This window comes from Phenylobacterium sp., assembly GCF_035944335.1.
GTDB lineage: Bacteria > Pseudomonadota > Alphaproteobacteria > Caulobacterales > Caulobacteraceae > Phenylobacterium.
This window is the reverse complement of record NZ_DASZBG010000004.1, coordinates 1-18192: the sequence shown is the minus strand read 5'-3', so window position 1 is coordinate 18192 and position 18192 is coordinate 1. Positions and strand designations below refer to the sequence as shown.

General features: G+C 68.5%; 20 protein-coding genes. 5 read left to right on the top strand and 15 right to left on the bottom strand.

Features of this window, described 5'->3' with window-relative positions:
• The first annotated feature begins 121 nt into the window (after positions 1-121).
• Positions 122-322: a hypothetical protein gene (locus VGT80_RS00440; protein WP_327451899.1), complete on the top strand. Its 201-nt coding sequence runs from the start codon at positions 122-124 to the stop codon at positions 320-322.
• 59 nt (positions 323-381) lie between these two features.
• Here the strand turns inward: VGT80_RS00440 and ftsH are convergent, their stop codons facing one another.
• A complete protein-coding gene (gene ftsH, locus VGT80_RS00435) occupies positions 382-2265 on the bottom strand; it encodes an ATP-dependent zinc metalloprotease FtsH (RefSeq protein ID WP_327451897.1) in 1884 nt (627 codons plus the stop codon).
• A gap of 179 nt (positions 2266-2444) precedes the next feature.
• Complete coding sequence (rpsU, locus tag VGT80_RS00430; protein ID WP_068874644.1) at positions 2445-2678, bottom strand: 30S ribosomal protein S21; 234 nt, start codon at positions 2676-2678, stop codon at positions 2445-2447.
• Positions 2679-2877: 199 nt separating this feature from the next.
• Between rpsU and VGT80_RS00425 the strand changes: the two genes are divergently transcribed.
• Positions 2878-3552 carry a COQ9 family protein gene (locus tag VGT80_RS00425; RefSeq protein ID WP_327451894.1) on the top strand — a complete coding sequence of 225 codons (675 nt, stop codon included), beginning with the start codon at positions 2878-2880 and terminating at the stop codon, positions 3550-3552.
• On the opposite strand, the gene VGT80_RS00420 is transcribed toward VGT80_RS00425, so the two are convergent.
• Positions 3530-4624: a 5-(carboxyamino)imidazole ribonucleotide synthase gene (locus tag VGT80_RS00420; protein ID WP_327451892.1), complete on the bottom strand. Its 1095-nt coding sequence runs from the start codon at positions 4622-4624 to the stop codon at positions 3530-3532. The genes VGT80_RS00425 and VGT80_RS00420 overlap by 23 nt on opposite strands.
• A gap of 8 nt (positions 4625-4632) precedes the next feature.
• Positions 4633-5127 (bottom strand): 5-(carboxyamino)imidazole ribonucleotide mutase, encoded by a 495-nt coding sequence (gene purE / locus VGT80_RS00415; protein WP_327451890.1) that lies wholly within the window; start codon positions 5125-5127, stop codon positions 4633-4635.
• A gap of 145 nt (positions 5128-5272) precedes the next feature.
• Between purE and VGT80_RS00410 the strand changes: the two genes are divergently transcribed.
• Complete coding sequence (locus VGT80_RS00410; protein WP_327451888.1) at positions 5273-5986, top strand: GGDEF domain-containing protein; 714 nt, start codon at positions 5273-5275, stop codon at positions 5984-5986.
• Between the two features lie 6 nt (positions 5987-5992).
• On the opposite strand, the gene VGT80_RS00405 is transcribed toward VGT80_RS00410, so the two are convergent.
• Genes VGT80_RS00405 through VGT80_RS00395 form a run of 3 tightly spaced genes read right to left on the bottom strand, consistent with a single transcriptional unit; the run spans position 5993 to position 7302 of the window.
• Positions 5993-6205: a YdcH family protein gene (locus VGT80_RS00405; RefSeq protein ID WP_327451886.1), complete on the bottom strand. Its 213-nt coding sequence runs from the start codon at positions 6203-6205 to the stop codon at positions 5993-5995.
• A 15-nt stretch (positions 6206-6220) separates the two neighbouring features.
• Positions 6221-6667, bottom strand: a complete 447-nt coding sequence (locus VGT80_RS00400; protein WP_327451884.1) for a TIGR02444 family protein — start codon at positions 6665-6667, stop codon at positions 6221-6223.
• Positions 6667-7302: a UbiX family flavin prenyltransferase gene (locus tag VGT80_RS00395; protein WP_327451882.1), complete on the bottom strand. Its 636-nt coding sequence runs from the start codon at positions 7300-7302 to the stop codon at positions 6667-6669. The genes VGT80_RS00400 and VGT80_RS00395 overlap by 1 nt, the downstream gene beginning before the upstream one ends.
• A gap of 127 nt (positions 7303-7429) precedes the next feature.
• On the opposite strand from VGT80_RS00395, the gene VGT80_RS00390 reads away from it, so the two are divergent.
• A complete protein-coding gene (locus VGT80_RS00390; protein ID WP_327451880.1) occupies positions 7430-7606 on the top strand; it encodes a YdcH family protein in 177 nt (58 codons plus the stop codon).
• Positions 7607-7761: 155 nt separating this feature from the next.
• Here the strand turns inward: VGT80_RS00390 and VGT80_RS00385 are convergent, their stop codons facing one another.
• The 8 genes from VGT80_RS00385 to VGT80_RS00350 form a co-directional block, all read right to left on the bottom strand.
• Positions 7762-8415, bottom strand: a complete 654-nt coding sequence (locus VGT80_RS00385) for a DUF1013 domain-containing protein (RefSeq protein ID WP_327451878.1) — start codon at positions 8413-8415, stop codon at positions 7762-7764.
• 194 nt (positions 8416-8609) lie between these two features.
• A complete protein-coding gene (locus VGT80_RS00380; protein WP_327451875.1) occupies positions 8610-10076 on the bottom strand; it encodes a calcium-binding protein in 1467 nt (488 codons plus the stop codon).
• Between the two features lie 3 nt (positions 10077-10079).
• On the bottom strand, positions 10080-11873 hold the full coding sequence (locus VGT80_RS00375; protein WP_327451873.1) for a calcium-binding protein: 1794 nt from the start codon (positions 11871-11873) through the stop codon (positions 10080-10082).
• 145 nt (positions 11874-12018) lie between these two features.
• Positions 12019-13716: a M10 family metallopeptidase C-terminal domain-containing protein gene (locus VGT80_RS00370; RefSeq protein WP_327451871.1), complete on the bottom strand. Its 1698-nt coding sequence runs from the start codon at positions 13714-13716 to the stop codon at positions 12019-12021.
• Positions 13717-13831: 115 nt separating this feature from the next.
• Entirely contained in the window at positions 13832-14581 is a 750-nt protein-coding gene (locus VGT80_RS00365; protein ID WP_327451869.1) for a DUF72 domain-containing protein, read from the bottom strand.
• A gap of 27 nt (positions 14582-14608) precedes the next feature.
• On the bottom strand, positions 14609-15754 hold the full coding sequence (ribB, locus tag VGT80_RS00360; protein ID WP_327451867.1) for a 3,4-dihydroxy-2-butanone-4-phosphate synthase: 1146 nt from the start codon (positions 15752-15754) through the stop codon (positions 14609-14611).
• A gap of 10 nt (positions 15755-15764) precedes the next feature.
• Positions 15765-16337, bottom strand: a complete 573-nt coding sequence (locus tag VGT80_RS00355) for an NADPH-dependent FMN reductase (RefSeq protein ID WP_327451865.1) — start codon at positions 16335-16337, stop codon at positions 15765-15767.
• Positions 16338-16353: 16 nt separating this feature from the next.
• Entirely contained in the window at positions 16354-17679 is a 1326-nt protein-coding gene (locus tag VGT80_RS00350) for an acyl-CoA dehydrogenase family protein (protein ID WP_327451863.1), read from the bottom strand.
• Between the two features lie 137 nt (positions 17680-17816).
• Between VGT80_RS00350 and VGT80_RS00345 the strand changes: the two genes are divergently transcribed.
• The gene (locus VGT80_RS00345; RefSeq protein ID WP_327451861.1) at positions 17817-18140 is read left to right on the top strand and encodes a hypothetical protein; all 324 of its coding nucleotides are present in this window, start codon (positions 17817-17819) and stop codon (positions 18138-18140) included.
• Positions 18141-18192: the final 52 nt, after the last annotated feature.

The window sequence follows — 18192 nt, the reverse complement described above, 5'->3', positions numbered from 1 at the left end:
GAGGTTGCGGATCGTGGTTCTGCCATTGGCGGGCGCAAATTCTTCAAACTTGCGGTATAGTTTGGGTTGTCCCGGGGACCGGGAGGGCGGTCGGAATCTGCCGCTTCGGGGGTGTGTATACATGATCCTCAACCCGCTGCGCCTCTACCGGCGGCGACAGCGCCTTCTGCGTGAGGCGCTGGAGGAGGCTCAGTATCTGCGGCGCCGCCACGGCGACGCGGCCATCGCGGCCGCGCGCGACCAGCTGCGCCGGCCCGACCTGACCAGCTGGGGCCACGAGGTCCTGGAGCGGGCCATCAAGTACCTGCAGAACAGGATCTAGGCGGATACGAAGAAGGCGGCCGCTGAAGCGACCGCCTCGTCCGTCCAAACGCCAGGCCTTCAGGCCGGCTCGGGATCGGGCCTGGGCGAGATCGGCACCGCCACGGACGGGCCCGTGGGCCGCTTGGCCTCGGCTTCCTCGCGCACCGGAGCGATGCCCTTCAGCGCATTGATGATCTCGTCGCCGCTCAGGGTCTCGTATTCCAGGAGCGCCTTGGCCAGGGTGTGCAGGTCCTCGAGCTTTTCCGTGAGGATCCGGCGGGCTTCTTCTTCGCCCTCCTTCACCAGCTTCTTGACCTCCTGATCGATGATCTCGGCGGTCGCCTCGGAGACGTTCTGGTTGCGCGCCACGGAATGGCCCAGGAACACCTCTTCCTGGTTCTCGCCGTACTCCACGGCGCCCAGCAGGTCGGAGAAGCCCCACTTGGTGACCATGGCGCGGGCGAGCTTGGTCGCCTGGCCGATGTCCGAGGAGGCGCCGGATGTCACCTTCTGCTTGCCGAAGATGATCTCCTCGGCGACGCGGCCGCCGAACAGGATCGCCAGCCGCGAGGTCATCTGCTCATAGGTCATCGAGAACTTGTCGCGCTCGGGCAGCTGCATGACCATGCCCAGGGCCCGACCGCGCGGAATGATCGTCGCCTTGTGCACCGGGTCGGTGGCCGGGACGTTCAGCGCCACCAGGGCGTGGCCGCCCTCGTGGTAGGCGGTCAGCGTCTTTTCTTCCTCGGTCATGACCATGGAGCGGCGCTCGGCGCCCATCATGACCTTGTCCTTGGCGTCCTCGAAGTCGCGCATCATCACCATGCGGCGGTTCTTGCGCGCCGCCAGCAGGGCGGCCTCGTTGACCAGGTTCGACAGGTCCGCGCCGGAGAAGCCCGGCGTGCCGCGGGCGATGATCTTGACGTCGACGTCGGCGGCCAGCGGCACGTTTCGCATGTGCACGCGCAGGATGCGCTCGCGGCCGTTGATGTCGGGGTTCGGCACCACGACCTGGCGGTCGAAGCGGCCGGGCCTGAGCAGCGCCGGGTCCAGCACGTCGGGGCGGTTGGTGGCGGCGATCAGGATGATGCCCTCGTTGGCTTCGAAGCCGTCCATCTCGACCAGCAGCTGGTTCAGGGTCTGCTCGCGCTCGTCGTTGCCGCCGCCCAAGCCAGCCCCACGATGGCGACCGACCGCGTCGATCTCGTCGATGAAGATGATGCAGGGCGCGTTCTTCTTGGCCTGCTCGAACATGTCGCGCACACGCGATGCGCCAACCCCCACGAACATCTCCACGAAGTCCGAGCCCGAGATGGTGAAGAAGGGCACGCCGGCCTCGCCCGCGATGGCGCGCGCCAGGAGGGTCTTGCCGGTGCCGGGCGGACCGATCAGCAAGGCGCCCTTGGGGATCTTGCCGCCCAGGCGCTGGAACTTCTGCGGGTCCTTCAGGAAGTCGACGATCTCGGTGAGCTCGTCCTTGGCCTCGTCGACGCCGGCCACGTCCTCGAAGGTGACGCGGTTCTTGTTCTCGGTGAGCAGCCTGGCCTTGGATTTCCCAAAGCCCATGGCCCCGCGGGCGCCGCCCTGCATCTGGCGCATGAAGAACACCCAGACCCCGATCAGGAGCAGGATCGGCAGCGAGTTCAGGATGAAGCCCAGGAGGGTGAAGCCCCCGGCCGCCTTCACCTGCATGTCGACGCCCTGGGCCTTCATGGACTTGGCCAGGTCGTCCTGATTGTTCAGCGTGACCGAGGTGTAGGTCTTGTTGGCGGCGTCATGCACCTCGACCGTCGAGCCGCGGAAGACGGCCGACTTCACCTGGCCCGCGTCAACCTTGGAGAGCAGCTGCGAATAGCTGATCTCCGAGGCGCCGGCCGCATGGCCGCCGCCGGTGACCATCGAGTAGATGCCGATCAGGGCGACGACGACGATGCCCCAGATGACGAGATTGCGCAGGTTCATCGTTTGAAACCGCCTTCAAGGATTGCCGGCCGGAACGTTAAAGATAGGACGCGAACCGACGTTCCACCAGCAATGCGCCTGTCGCGCGACCGAAGACCGCGCCTTGACCATAAATGCGAAAGGCCGCGCCCGGTGGCGCGGCCCTCCAAAATAGGAACTCGACAGGCCGGTTACGAGCGCTACCGGGTCGGCTTTTTCGGCGCGGCGATCAGGCCTTCGCGCTGGGCGCGCTTGCGGGCCAGCTTGCGGGCGCGGCGCACGGCCTCGGCCTTCTGGCGGGCGCGCTTCTCGGAAGGCTTCTCGTAGTGCACGTGCCGCTTCATCTCGCGGAACGAGCCCTCGCGCTGCATCTTCTTCTTCAGCGCCTTGAGGGCCTGGTCGACGTTGTTGTCGCGGACGAAAATCTGAACCAGAGGTCTCTCTCCTGCCTGCCTGCCGGGCCCGGCCCCCTGTCTCCCTGCCCAAGCTGGACGTTCGGGGGCGGCGGCGGGCGAACAAAAAAATAATGGCCCGGAGGCAGCGGCCTTCGGGTCGAGCGCGGCGAGATACACCAAGAGGGGCCCGATGTCCACGCCGAGACGAGCATCGCGCAAAGCGCTAAACAAGCCGCCCATGACGAAACCCCCCGAACGCCGCGATTGGGCCGCAGACACCGAGCAGCAGGTGCTGGACCGCGCGCTGGCCATCGCCGCGCATGAGGGCTGGACCTCGCGGATGGCGCGGCTGGCCGGCCGCGCCGCCGGCCTGTCAGATGGGGAGACCGAGCTCTTGCTGCCGCGCGGTCCGGCCGATCTCGCCGCCCTGCTGTCGCGCCGCCACGACGCGCGCGCCCTGGTCCTGCTGGAGGGGGTGGATCCCACGGCCCTGAAGATCCGCGAGCGCATCGCCCGCGCCGTCGAGGCCCGGCTGGACGCCGCCGCCCAGGACGAGACGGCCACCCGCCGCTGGATGGGCTTTCTGGCGTTGCCCGGCCGTGTCCCGCTGGCCGGCCGCCTGGCCTGGGAGAGCGCCGATGGCCTGTGGCGCTGGGCGGGCGACGCGGCCACCGACGAGAACCACTATTCCAAGCGCGTCCTGCTGGCTGGCATCCTCACCGGCGCCATGGCCGTGCGCCTGAGCTCGGGCCGCGGCGAGGCCCTGGCCTTCGTCGATCGCCGCATCGCCGATGTCATGGCCTTCGAGACCTGGAAGGCGACCACCCGCTGGCGGCCCTACGACCTCCTCGCCGGGGCCGCAGCGGCGCTTGGCCGCATTCGCTACGGGACTAGAGCGGCTTCACCCGATTGACGTGGCCCATCTTGCGGCCGGGCTTGGCCCCGCGCTTGCCGTAGAGGTGGACGCGCGTCTCGGGCTCGGCGGCGTAGCGCAGCCAGTCGTCGGCCTCGTCGCCCAGGAGGTTCAGCATCTCCACCCGCGCGATCGCCGCCGTGGGGCCGAGGGGCCAGCCGGCGACGGCGCGGATATGCTGCTCGAACTGGTCGACCTCGCAGCCGTCCTGGGTCCAGTGGCCGGTGTTGTGCACGCGCGGGGCGAACTCGTTGACCAATAGGGACCCGTCTCGCATCTCGAACAGCTCGATACCGATGACGCCCACATAGTCGAGGCCCGCCAGCACGCGGGCGGCGATCCGCTCGGCCTGGTCGGCGAGAGCCGGAGCGACGCGGGCCGGCGCGATCGAGCGGCGCAGGACGCCGCCCTCGTGGTGGTTCTCGGCCAGCGGATAGATCGCCGTCGCCCCGTCGCGCCCGCGCGCGGCGATGATCGAGAGCTCGCGCACGAAATCGGCCGCCGCCTCCAGGATCACCGGCCCGCCGCCCAGCGCCTCGAAGGCCGCCGCGGCGTCCGACGCATGCTCCACCCAGCGCTGGCCCTTGCCGTCATAGCCCTCGCGCCGGGTCTTCATCAGGCAGGGCGCGCCGAGTTGCTCCGCCGCCGCGACCGCCGCCTCGGCGCTGTCGGCGGCCGCGAACGCCACCGTCGCCGCCCCGTTGGCGTTGAGGAAGGTTTTCTCCTCCAGCCGGTCCTGGGCGACGCGCAACGCCAGCGGCCCCGGCGCGACCTCCATACCCATCTCGGCGAGCCTGGCGACCGCCTGGGCCGGCACGTTCTCGAACTCATAGGTGACGATGTCGGCGGCGGCGGCCAGGGCCGCCAGCCCCTGCGGGTCGTCGTAGGCCGCGACGATCGTATGGGCGGCAACCCGGCCGGCCGGCGCGTCGGGCTCGGGATCGAGGATCGCCACGTCGAAGCCCAGCCGGCTCGCCGCGACCGCCAGCATGCGGCCGAGCTGGCCGCCCCCGAGGATGCCGATGGTCCGGCCCGGTTCCAGCGGCCCGCCTTTGCGCGACACGTCCGGCATGGCGCTGTCTAAGCGTCCTCGACCGTCTCGGGGATGCTGGCGGTCTGGCGGGCGGTGAACTCGGCCACGCGCGCGGCCAACGCCGGATCGCCCAACGCCAGGATGCGCGCGGCCAGCAGGGCGGCGTTCTTCGCCCCGGCCTCGCCGATGGCCAGCGTTCCGACCGGTATGCCGGCCGGCATCTGGACGATGGAAAGCAGGCTATCCATGCCCTTCAGCGCCTTGGATTCGATGGGCACGCCCAGCACCGGCAGGTCGGTGAGCGAGGCGGTCATGCCCGGCAGGTGCGCCGCCCCGCCGGCCCCGGCGATGATCACCTGCACGCCGGCCGCCTTGGCGCCGCGGGCGAAGTCGTACATGCGCCCGGGCGTACGGTGGGCGGAAACCACCTTGGCCTCGTAGCCCACGCCGAGCTCGTCGAGCATCTCAGCCGCGCGCTTGAGGACGGGCCAATCGGATCGGCTGCCCATGATGATGGCGACGGGCGCTGCGGCGGCGGTCATTTGGATGCTCTGGAACCTTCCGCCCCGGCCGGAAAGGCGCGGAGTATAGGCAGGCGCTTTCTTCGAGCAACCGGGAGGTTTAGGATTCGCCTCTGTTCGTGCTGCGTCGTTGATTCTCTTGGACCTTTAGAGGCCTCCCACCTCGATGAAGATTTCCGGCGCGCGCAACGAGCCCTTCTCGACAATCCGTCGGCGAGCCCTGGCCCAGGCCGGGGCCCAGGTGGCCGCCCCGCCCCCCGCCGACACGGCTGCCTTCCTTGGCCTCACCGAGCCGGACCTGACGCCGGCGGTGCAAGCCGCCTTGCAGACCCTGCTCAGCGAGATCGACGACCTCAGGACCGAGGTCGGGCGGTTGAAGGCCAAGCTCATCGAGACCGAGGGCCTGGCCGACCGCGACGCGCTCACCCCGCTGCTCAACCGCCGGGCCTTCCTGCGCGAGGTGGGGCGCATCCGCACCTTTGCCCAGCGCTATGGCGCGCCGGCCAGCCTGGTCTATTTCGACCTCGACGGCTTCAAGGCGGTCAACGACCGCTACGGCCATGCCGCGGGCGATGCGGCCCTGCAGGCCGTGGCCGAGCGCCTGCAGGCCAATGTCCGCGAGTCCGACATCGTGGGCCGCATGGGCGGCGACGAGTTCGCCGTCATCCTGGTGCAGGCCGACCAGACCATCGCCGAGGCCAAGGCCGCGGCGCTGGCCGGCGCCATCCAGCGAGAGCCCATCGCGTTCGGCGACTGGACCGCGCCGCTGCACATCTCCTACGGCGTCGCCCAGATCTCCCACGACCTCGAGCCCGAAGCCCTGGTCGCCCGGGCCGATGCCGCCATGTACGCCGCCAAGCGGGAGCGCGCGGCGGGCTGACCTAACCTAAGCCAATATATCCGGCGTCAGCTCTTCCTCGATCCGGAAGATCTCGTCCTTCAGGGCCAGCTTCTTACGCTTCAGGCGGCCGATCAGCATCATGTCGGGCAGCGGCGACAGCGCCACCGCCTGGATCGAGGCGTCGAGGTCGGCATGCTCCTGGCGCAGCTCGGCGAGCCGCGCTCGCAGCATCTCTTCGTTGAAATCGGAATCATCCATGAGCGTGGCGGCAGACTAGCCCAAGGCGGCGGCGAGCGCAGCCAGCTCCGCGTCCGGCGCGGCCGGTTTCCAGGCCGCCGAGGCCGCCTCCAGGGCGTCCAGCGCATGCGCCCCGCCGGATGACTCGCCGGCGATCTCAGCCAGGGTCTCCAGCAGCGCCCGCTCGGCCTGCAGCTCGCAGGCCTTGACCTCTTCGCGCAGCCGCTCGCGCGCCGCATCGTCGACCGGCGGCAAGGCCGGCTTGAGGCCCCGGCGCACGGCGCGCAACGGCGCCAGCGCCACGGCCTCCCACGCCCGCGTCACCGCCACGGCCCGGGCCAGCAGCGAGGGATCCTTGACCTCGGCCCAGACCGCCCAGAGCAAGAGGTCGGTGTTCTGGCCGAACCGGTCCTGCAACGCCAGGCAGGCCTCCGGCACGCCGGGTCGGCCATAGGCTTTCAGCGTCCAGTCCCAGATCGACATCAGGCCTCGTCCTTCGCGGCGGCGTCGAGCGGATCCCCGAGAGGACCCCCCAAGGGACCTATGTCCTCGCCCCAGCGCTTCACGGGCTTCCAGGACAGACCGAACAGGTCCAGCGCGCGGCCCACCGATTGGTCGACCATCTCCTCCAGGCTCCCAGGCTTGGCGTAGAAGGCCGGCATCGGCGGGGCGATCACCGCGCCCATCTGGGCGAGCTTGGCCATGGTGCGCAGGTGGCCCAGGTGCAGCGGGCTCTCGCGGACCATCAGGACCAGCGGCCGCCGCTCCTTGAGCGTGACGTCGGCGGCCCGCGTCAGCAGCGAGGCGGTCACCCCGGTGGCGACCTCGCTCATGGTGCGCACCGAGCAGGGCGCCACGATCATGCCCAGCGTCTTGAACGATCCCGAGGCGATCGCGGCTCCCACGTCGCCCACCCGATAGACCGCCGCGGCGCGGCCTTGCGCCTGCGCCATGCTGAGCGTGGTTTCCTGGGCCAGCGTCAGCGCCGCGGCCCGGCTCATCACCAGGTGCGTCTCGACGCCGAGCTCGCGGGCCGCGTCCAGCACCCGCAGTCCATAGACGATCCCCGAAGCGCCGGAGATGCCGACCACCAGCCGGGGCTGCTCGCTCTTCGCCATGCGGAAGGTCCTAAACGCCCCGGGTTCCAACGCGTCGCACGCGCCGGCTGCAAACATATGTGATCTGACAGCCGAGCACAGCGGGTGTTCACTGCGTCGCTGTCCACCCGCAAAGGAGGCGCTGCTCATGGCCTTGGAAGCCAGGCTCCGCGAACTCGGAGCTCGTCACCAGTCCCTGGAAAAAGCCATCCAGGACGAACTGCGAAGCCCCTCAGGGGATGACCTCAGGCTCCAGGAACTCAAGCGACAGAAGCTAAAGCTGAAAGACGAACTCGAATCGCTGCGAGGCGCGGCGGTTCACTGATCGCCATCCCTCCTCTTTAGGGGAGGGTGGCCCGAGCGCAGCTCGGGACGGGTGGGGGTCTGCGCCTCGAGCGCCGACTTGGGAGTCTGATCCCGACTTCCCCACCCTGTCCGCTGCGCGGACATCCCTCCCCTGAAGAGGAGGGACGAACTCTCTCAATCCTCGTCGGCCATTTCCTCGTCGTCGACGACGGCGGATTCGTCCTCGATCACACCGGTCTCCGAGGCGGGCCGCAGGGTCGGGCCTTCCGGCGCGATGCCCTTCTTGGCGTCGTCGCGGGTTTTCTTGTCGGCCGCCTTGCGCACCACCTCGTCCAGTTCGAGCTGCAGGACCAGGCCCAGCGTCACCGGGTCGACCGGCTTGATGTTGGCCGAGTTCCAGTGCGTGCGGTTGCGCACGGAATCGATCGTCGCCTTGGTGGTGCCGAGGATGCGGGCGATCTGGCTGTCGGCGATCTCCGGGTGGTTGCGCAGGAACCAGGCGATGGCGTCCGGCCGGTCCTGGCGGCGCGAGACCGGCGTATACTTCGGGCCCTTCTTCTGGGGCTTCAGATATTCGGCGTGACGGCTCTTCTGGGCCATCATGCGGTACTTGGAATCCTTCTCCGCCCGGTCCAGCTCCTCGCGGTTGAGCTGGCCGTTGGCGATCGGGTCGGCGCCGCGGATATCGCGCGCCACTTCGCCGTCGGCGATGCCCTTCACCTCCAGCGGGTGCAGGCCGCAGAAGGCGGCGATCTGGTCGAAGGTCAGGGAGGTGTTGTCCACCAGCCAGACCGCGGTCGCCTTGGGCATCAGAATGTCAGTCGTCATGGCCAGGTCTCGGTTCGAAATTCCGGGTTTCGGAAACAAAGGCGCCCGGCCTTTCGGCCGGGCGGGTGTGGGCTCCATATAGGCCCGATCGCGGCTCGGGGGAACTCAGATTGTGGCGCCAGAGCGCATCCGCCAAAGTGGACTCGATCCTGTTCATCCCGGTTGGCTTGGCTCAAACCAACCGCGACAGGCTTCTAGGCGCCGAAGATCCAACCCGGGTGCAGGTTCGCCATATCGACCCCCACCAGCACCATCTGGCCGCCGCCGGTCATGTTGATCACCGTGTCGGCGCCCACCTGGCTCACCGCATAGACCGTGCCCGGGTCCACCTCGACGTGGTCGCCCTTGGCCTCCGAGAAGCCGAGCACGCGGTCGATCCCGGCATCGGCGAAGGTGTGGAAAGTGTCCGCGCCCGACCCGCCCTGGATGGTGTCGTCGCCGCGGTCTCCGGAGATCCACGCCCTGCCCGCTCCGGCTGTGATGGAATCGTCGCCTTGGCCGCCGCGGATGATCTCATCCCCCGCGCCCCCCACGAGGGTGTCGTTGCCGATGTTGCCGTAGAGGATGTTGCCAGAGGTGTGGCTTTCGATCAGGTCGTTGCCCTGGCCGCCCACGAGCCAGTCGCCGATCTGCGAATGGCCCTCGATGGTGTCGTCGCCAAGGTTGCCGTTGATGTCGTTGAAGCCGCTCCCGCCGACGATGGAGTCATTGCCGTCGTCACCGCGCAGGTAGTTAGTCCCCAAGCCGGCGATGATCACGTCATCGCCAGCCCCGCCGTGGACCGCGCCGGAAACCCCCGTCGCGCCCGCGTAGGTGTCGGCGCCGGCGCCCAAGTCGACCTCCCCGTCGATCCGGCCGCTGTTCAGCAGGTGGTCGCCGCCGGGTCCAAGGTCGATGCGCCCGATCATCCGACCCTGATTGGTGAACAACTCCGGGGTCTGCGTGGAGGCGGGCTGCGAGACCTGCAGGGCCACGTCGCCCTGGATCGTCCCGGTGTTCAGCCAGCTGTGCTGCGGCTGCCACGAAAAGGGGTCCGTGGCGTCGTACCAGCTCACCGCCACGGTCTCGGAGCCCGCCGCCGGATCGCTGATCTGGATCGTGCCCGAATTCAGGAAGGTTCCGGCGTACATCGAGACGGCGTACGGCCCGATGCCGAAGCCGTGCTCGTAGAGTCCCGCGGTGATGTCGATCAGGCCGCTGTTGATGACGGTGGCCTGGTTGGAGATGTCGATCCCGCGCACCATGCCGCCGCCGTCGATGCGGAACACGCCGGAATTCTCGAAGCTCATGTCGCCGCCATGCACGCCGCCGGCGCTGGCGATGGTGAGCGAGGTAAGCTGCACCAGGCCGCGGTTCACGAAGTCCGGATCCGACCCCAGTCCGCCGTCATAGACGTTGGCCCCGCCCTGCAGGGCGGAAATCTTCAACGCGCCGGTCGTGTCGACGAGGATCTGTGAACTGTCGGATATGCCCGAGGCGCCGATGGCGGCCCGCGAGTAGCCGGTGGCCGTTGTCCAGGTTTCGGTGACGGCGCCGGCGATGGTGAGCGAGGGCGCGGCATGGCCCTGGACCTGCTGGATGCCGAAGGCCTCAGCGTCGGTGAAGTCGAAGCTTTCGCCGGAATACACGGTGTAGTCGGCCTGGACGATGACGGTGTCCACGGCTCAGGCCCCCAGGATCCAGCCGGCGGGCAGGCCCGCGAGCTGCACGTCCTTCAACACCAGCTCATTACCGCCGCCGAAGTCGATCACCGTGTCGGCGCCCGACTGGTAGGTCGTGTAAGCCGAGCCCGGGTCGAGCATCACCCGGTCGCCCTCTGCCGAGTTGAAATCGGTCACGACGTCCAGGCCTGCGTCGGAAGAGCTGTGGAAGATGTCGGCGCCTGCGCCGCCGGTGAGGGTGTCGGCGCCACGGTCGCCGGAGAGCCAGTCGTCGCCGGGCCCTCCGATCAGCACGTCGTCCCCCTGGCCGCCGCGGATCAGGTCGTTGCCCGTCCCGCCATCGCAGGTGTCATTCCCAAGATTGCCGTAAACGATGTCGTCGCCGGCGTCGCCGGACAGCCGGTCATCGTCCTTGCCGCCCACTACCCAGTCGTTGCCATCGCCGCCGGAGGCGGTGTCGTTGCCGGCGTTGCCGTTGATGTCATCGAAGTCCGCGCCGCCGGAAAGGCTGTCGGCCCCATCGCCGCCGCGCAGATAGTCCTGCCCGTCGCCGCCCACGATGCTGTCATTTCCCTCGCGGCCGAAGATCTGATCGGCCCCGGCGTCGCCGCTCAGGGTGTTGGCGCCGGCATCCCCCGAGAGCGTGTCGGCGAAGCGGCTGCCAAACGCGAGCTCGAAACCGGAAATCGTGTCTTCCCCGGAGGAGTCGGCCCGGCCGGACACGAAGTCCAGGTTCACCCCCATGGTGGCGTCTTCGTAGGTGACCCCGTCGTTTCCGGGCCCGCCGTCGAGCAGGTCGGAGTCGCGCCCGCCGGAGATCAGGTCGTCGCCGCCCCCGCCGTGGATGGTGTCGGCCCCGTTGCCGCCGGTCAGGCTCTCGCCCTGGGCGCCGCCCCAGATGACGTCGTTGCCGTCGCCGCCATCCACCGATCCCCAGACCACGCCCGATCCGCCGCTGTAGGTGTCGTCGCCCAACCCGAGGTTCACCGCGCCGACGATTTCGCCGCCGTTCACCAGGATTGCATCGCCGGGTCCCATGTCGACGGCGCCGTACATGTGACCGTCATTGACGAACAGCATGGGGTCCCCGGTCGCGCCGCCGGGCGGCGCGCCCACCTTCAGGGCGTAGGCGCCCTCGATGATCCCGTCGTTGATGAAACCCGCCCCGCCGCCTTGGAACGGGGCCGACCACGCGACTCCGACCGAAACGATGGCGGGGTCCGAGACATGAACCCGGATCTCGCCCGAGTTGACGAAGTCGCTGACGCCGCCAAAGCCGCTGACCGAGACTCCCACGCTGTACTTGTTGCTGTCGACTTCGATGACGCCGCTGTTGTTGAAGTGGCCGCCTCCGAACGCCACACCGCTCGCCCCGATGTCGGCGGACGTCACGGTGATCCGCCCGGTATTCTGGAAGTCGACGATTCCCTGCGAATAGAGGCCGTCGGCCGAACCGGGGGCCGAAACCTCGATCGTCCCATGATTGACGACCGTCAGCGCGGGGCCGCTGGCGTCGATGCCCTCGACGTGCGCGCCGTTCGCCTGGGCGTTGACGCTAAGACTGCCGCCCGCGGCGATCTCGATGGTGGAACCGGCGGTGCTCCACTTGTCGACGACGCCGAAGATGGAGTCCGCCCCGGTGCTGTTCGCCACCACCGTCCCCGCGATTATCAGGTGCAGGGGGGCCGGCGTCGGCCACATGCCGCTCTGGTCGACCGCGAATCCCCACTCATTGGTGAAGGTCAGCGTCTGGCCGGGGGCGACCGAATAGTCGCTGTCGACGTTGATGGTGGTCACGGCAATCCCTGCTAGCGCGCGCAATCCGGGGCTGCTCGCCCCCCCTCGAAGGCGCGCCAATATCCCCGGCATAGCGGCGATATTTGGGCGGAGCTTTGCCTTAACACTCTGATTTTATTTCTGAAGCTTGGCTTGTGGCCCGGCGTTACGCGCCGAATATCCACCCCGGCGGCAAGGTGGTGGCCTGCACCCCGACCAAGACCATGTTGTCGCCCGGCCCCATGCTGATCACCGTATCAGCGCCCACTTGGCTCACCGCGTAGACCGTGCCCGGATCGAGCTGCACATGGTCCTTGCCGACCTCGAAGCCCAGCACCCGGTCGAGGCCGGCGCCGGTGAAGCCGTGGAAGGTGTCGGCGCCGGCTCCGCCCTGGAGGGTGTCGTTGCCCCGGTCGCCGGACAGCCACGCGCCCCCAGCCCCGGCGGCAATGGAATCGTCGCCCTGGCCTCCCCGGATGATCTCCCCGCCGCCGCCGCCCACCAGGGTGTCGTTGCCGATGTTGCCGTAGAGGATGTTGCCGGAGGTGTGGCTGGTGATCAGGTCGTTGCCCTGGCCGCCGACCAGCCAGTCGCCGACCTGCGAATGGCCGTCGATCACGTCGTCGCCCAGGTTGCCGTTGATATCGTTGAAGCCGGTTCCGCCCTGGATCGAGTCGTTGCCGTCGTCGCCGCGCAGGTAGTTGCTGCCCGCACCGCCGACGATGGTGTCGGCGCCGCCGTGGCCAAAGATCTGGTTGCCCGCGTCGTTGCCGAAGATCCTGTCCGCGCCGCCGCCGCCGATGGCGTTCTCTATGGCCACGCCCTGGGCGATCGCCACGTTGCCAACCAGGCCGCCGACGTTGGAAAAGTCGCCGGCGCGGAGGTCGATCAGCTGGTTCTGGCCGTAGCCTGAGAAGTCGAAGGTGTCGTTGCCGCCGGCGTCCCACACCGCGAACACCAGCTTGCTGGTTGGCCCGCTCGCTGCGAACCATGGCTCGTCGGCGGTCGCATGGAAGCCGTAGACCGTGTCGCCCGTGCGGGTCGACATGTTCGCGCCGTACTCGAGTTGCGCGGCGGCGATGTCGTCCAGCATGGGCGCGGCCGGATAGACGCCCCCAAAATTGGCCCCCGTGTTCGACTCGCCGAAGTAGCTCATCACCGAATATTGCCGGTCGTCCTCGTAGTAGGAGGCGTCGGTCGCATAGCTCAGGGTCGAATTCGCGCTGGCGTCGTAGTCCGACGGGTGGTCGAGGCCGATCGAATGGCCGAGTTCGTGCACCAGGGTGAGCGCCCCGTAAGTCCCCGGGGATGGGGCGAAGTTGTAGCCGAGGCTGACGTTGACCCAGACGTCGCCCGACGACGAGCTCGCTCGGCTCGATCCGGGGAAGAAGGTGAAGGCCGACGCGCCCGCCTGCCCGGTCGTATAGTCGCCGAGCAGGATGGTGGCGTTGTCCGAATAGGCTGCCGGGCCGCTATCGCCGGCGCCCACCCGCACAAGGCGGATGTTGGCCACATCCTCCCACGCCTTGATGGCCGTCTCCGCCTGGTCGATCTGGGCGGCGTTGAACGGCTGGAAGCCTGCCGTGTCGTCCGGCATCGTGGGTGGCGCGTCGGCGCGATAGGCATAGGTGACCGTGGAGGGCTCGCCCAGGACCCCGGACCAGCCGGGCGCGCCGCGGATGATCTGGTTCGCCGCCTGGTCGATGGTGTAGCTGGTCTTGCCGTTGTCCCCCAGGCCGGCGCGCTGGTCGGCGTCGAGGTAGGCGGCAGGACCGAGCGGCCCGGTCTCGGCCGCCGGCGCATCGGGATAGAGGTCAGCAAGGGAGGGCGCGCGGATCGCGAGCGTGACGGAATCCAAGGGCATCCTATAACTCTACAATGCCCATCCCTTTCATTTTATTAGAGTAAGTAGCCATCGACTGCAATGCATCGAGGTGCGGCGGTTTCCCGCACGCCCGGCCTGCAGCCAGGCTTCGCCATCAGCCGGCTCGGGATTCGTAAGGTCTGGCGCCGGTTAGCGACATCAGGACCTCGGCGTCGAACGGCGCGGCGCTTTTGATGTCGTTGTCGAAGTAGGCGTAGACGTCGCGCCCTGCCGCTCGCCAGGCGCCGATCCGCTCGGCCCAGGCCGCCAGCTCGGCCTGGGGATAGCGGCCCCGGTAGCGCCCGCCCGGCCCATGGCCGCGCACATAGACCCAGGACGCCGTCACCGCCCAGGGCGCCGGCGCCGAATGGTGGTCGGAGATGCACAGGGCGGCGTCGAAGTCGGCGAGGATCTGGAACACCTGCGGCGCGTACCAGCTCTCGTGCCGGAACTCGACGGCGTGCCGCCGGCCCGTCGGCAACAGCTTCAGGAAACCCGCCAGCCGTTCGTCGTTGCGCCGCAGCTGCGGCGGCGCCTGGATCAGCGCTGGGCCATGGTGCTCGGCGAGCGGCGCCATGCGTCCGAACACCAGGGCGACCGAATCCTCGCAGTCCTTCAGCTTCTTGTTGTGGGTGATGAAGCGGCTGACCTTCCAGGCGTAGGTGAAGCCCGCCGGCGCGCGCCTGGCCCAGCCCTCGACCATCGCCTCCGACGGCAGCCGGTAGAAGCTGGCGTTGAGCTCGGCGGTGTCGAAGCGGGTGGCGTAGTACTCGAGCCGCGTCCTGTCCTTCACCTCCGGCGGATAGAACGGACCCTTCCAGTCCTTGTAGGTCCAGCCCGAACAGCCGATGCGAAGCTGGCTCATGCCCCGCGAAACGCGCGAGGCCGCCGATCAGTCCAGCGGCATCCGACCGAGGATCTTCAGGCCGTAGCCGGCCGAGCCCGGCAGCACGGTCTTGGACGAGGTGAGCAGGGTCATGTCGCGCACCCCGAGGTCGAGCAGGATCTGCGCGCCGATTCCATAGTCGCGCAGGATGTTCTCGCTCTGGTTGGCGTCGGGGCGGCCATAGCGTTCCGACAGCCAGTGCGGGTTGGGGTCGCGGATGAACACCGCCACGCCCGCGCCATCGTAGTCGGCGATCGCCTGCAGGGCCTTGGCCACATAGTCCCGCCGCGTCTCCACATGGCCCAGCATGTCGGCCGCCATGTCGACCCGGTGCATGCGGACCAGCGTCGGCTTCTCCGCATCGATCTTGCCGCGCGCCAGAACCACGTGCTCGGTCTCGTCCAGCACGTTGCGATAGACGATCATCCGGAACCGGCCGCCGAAGGCTGAGTCGAACGGCCGCTCCAGCACCCGCTCCACCTGCCGCTCGGTGCGCCGGCGATAGGCGATCAGGTCGGCGATGGTGCCGATCTTCAGGCCGTGCAGCTGTGCGAACGCGACGAGGTCCGGCAACCGCGCCATCGACCCGTCGTCCTTCATGATCTCGCAGATCACCCCGGCCGGCGACAGGCCGGCCAGGCGGCTGATGTCGACAGCCGCCTCGGTGTGGCCGGCGCGGACCAGCACGCCCCCGTCCTTGGCGACCAGCGGGAAGACGTGGCCCGGCGAGACGATGTCGTCCGGGCCCTTGGTCGGATCGATGGCGACCGCGATGGTGTGGGCCCGGTCGTGGGCCGAGATGCCGGTGGTCACCCCCTCGCGCGCCTCGATGGAGACGGTGAAGGCGGTGCCGTGGCCCGACTGATTGTCGCTGGCCATGGGCGGCAGGCGCAGCGCCCGGGCCCGCTCCAGCGGAATCGACAGGCAGATCAGGCCGCGGGCGTGCTTGGCCATGAAGTTGATCTGCTCGGGCGTGGCGAACTGGGCCGGGATGATGACATCGCCCTCGTTCTCCCGGTCCTCGGCGTCGACGAGGATGTAGGGCCGCCCGTTGCGGGCGTCCTCGATGATGTCCTCGATCGGGCTGATCGCGTCGGTGACGCCTTCGGCCATGCCGGAGCCGGGGGGCGGAACGAGATAGGGGCGCTTCATGGCCAAGATCTCACTGTCTCGCTCGCATCTGGGCGAAGTCCATCACCTGCTCGGCGACCGTGGCGAGCTGCCAGGCGTCCTTCGCCTCGCGACACTCCCCCGCCTCGTCGAACAGGCTGGTCCCCGCGTTCAGGGCCGCGCCGAACGGCGTCGGCCAGCCCCGCATGGCATGTATGATCGCCCTGAGCGCCATCAAGGTGGTGCCCGCCGCCTGCCAACCGTCGGCGGTGATGATCGTACCCACCGGCTTGCCCTGGAAATAGGGCGTGGGATCGTCGCGGGTCAGCTCGAGGGTATCGAGGGCGTTCTTGATCACGCCGGAGAGGGAGCCGTGGTAGCCGGGGCTGGCCACGATCACCCCGTCGGCCGTGCGGATCGCCTCGGCGAGCTCGGTCTGCTCCGCCGTCGGCCCGCTCGGCCGAGGATCGAAGATCGGCAGCCGGCTGAGGAATTCGCCCCCCAGGAGCCGCGTCTCCGCCCCTGCGGCTTCCGCCGCCCGCAGCGCGACGCCCAGCGCCCGCTCCGTGGAGGAGCCGGCCCGCACCGTGCCGCCCAGGCCGACGATCAGCGGCGCCTTGCTCACGCGCAATCTCCTAGGTTCACGCCGGCTCGGCTTCCTTGCGCGCCGCGTAGGCCGCCCGCAATTCCTTCAGCTCCTTGGCATAGCGCTTCTGGGCTTCTTCGCGCAGCTTGGGGATGTGGTAGGCCGGGAACAGGTCGTTGTCGGGCCGGTAGTCCTTCAGCACCTGCTTGGCGACCGTCACCTTGTGCACCTCGGTCGGCCCATCGGCGATACCCATCACGAGCGACGAGGTCACCATGTGCATGAACGGCATCTCGTTGGAGACCCCCAGCGCGCCGTGCAGGTGGGCGGCCTTGGTGGCGATGTCGTTATAGACCTTGGGCATCATCACCTTGATGGCGGCGATGTCCTTGCGGACCAGCTGGTAGTCCTTGTGCTTGTCGATCAGCCAGGCGGTGCGCAGCACCATCAGGCGGAAGGCCTCCAGCGCGATCCAGCTCTCGGCGATGTCGGACTGCACCATCTGCAGGTCGGCGAGCTTGCCGTCGCGGGTGGTCCGCGACACCGCCCGCTTGCACATCAGGTCCAGCGCGTTCTTGCAGGCGCCCACCGTGCGCATGGCGTGGTGCACCCGCCCGCCGCCCAGCCGCACCTGGGCGATCACGAAGGCCGCGCCGCGCTCGCCCAGCAAGGCGTCATAGGGCAGGCGCACATCGTTATAGCGGACGTAGCCCTCGTTGCCGCCGCCGATCTCGCCACCGCCGCCCACCGCCACATTGCGGATGATCTCCACCCCGGGCGTGTCGGTCGGCACCAGGAAGATCGAGGTCCGCCGATAGGGGTCCTTGGCGTCGGGGTCGGTGACCGCATAGAGCACCAGCACCTTGGAATACCGCGCGTTGGTGGAGAACCACTTCTCGCCGTTGATCACCCATTCGTCGCCGTCGAGCACGGCGCGGGTCTTGAAGGTCAGGGGATCGGAGCCGCCGGTCGGCTCGCTCATCGAGAAGGCCGAGCGGATCTCGCCATTGAGCAGCGGCCAGAGGTATTTCTCCTTCTGAGCGTCCGTGCCGTAGTGGGCGATGATTTCGGCGTTGCCTGAATCGGGCGCCTGGCAGCCGAAGACAGTGGGGGCCAGGCCGTTGCGGCCCAGCTTCTCGTTCATCAGGCCGAGCTTCACCTGGCCATAGCCCTGGCCGCCCAGTTCGGGGCCGAGGTGGCAGGCCCACAGCCCCTGGTCCTTCACCTTCTGCTGCAGCGGCTTGATGAATTTCTCGCGGCCGAGGCCGCCATAGACCGCCATGCCCAGGTGCGAGAGGGGCTCGACCTCCTCGCGCATGAAATCCTCGATCCAGTCGAGCTTCTTCTGGAAATCAGGATCGGTCTCGAAATCCCAGGCCATCGGCGTCTCCCATCGAATTTCTTGCTTTTCGAAATTTCGGTATGTTTTTCTGGATCGGCTCATTATCAAACGCATGTTCGACCGGCGCAACCGCCGCCGATATGGTGTAGGCTCCGCCGGCAACAGGGGAGGGTCCCATGCGCAGACTCATCATCGCCGTGGCCGCCTTGGCCGCGCTCGCCACGCCGGCCTGGGCCGGCACGCTGCAGGAAGTCACCACCCGCGGCATGGTCCTGACCATCCAGGACATGAAGATCGACGTGACCTTCACGCCCGATGGCAAGTTCAGCGCCTTCGACGGCCAGATCACCGGGACCTGGCGGATCGACGGCGACAAGCTCTGCACCATATCGAACGCCGATCCCAACGAGAGCTGCATCGAATATCCCAAGGACAAGAAGTCCGGCGACAGCTTCGAGGTGACCGGTCCGCAGGGCTCGGCGACCGTCACCATCAAGTAGCCCGGCCTCGGCGCGACGGCGTCAGAAGGCCCCGCCGCGGCCCTCGCCGGCC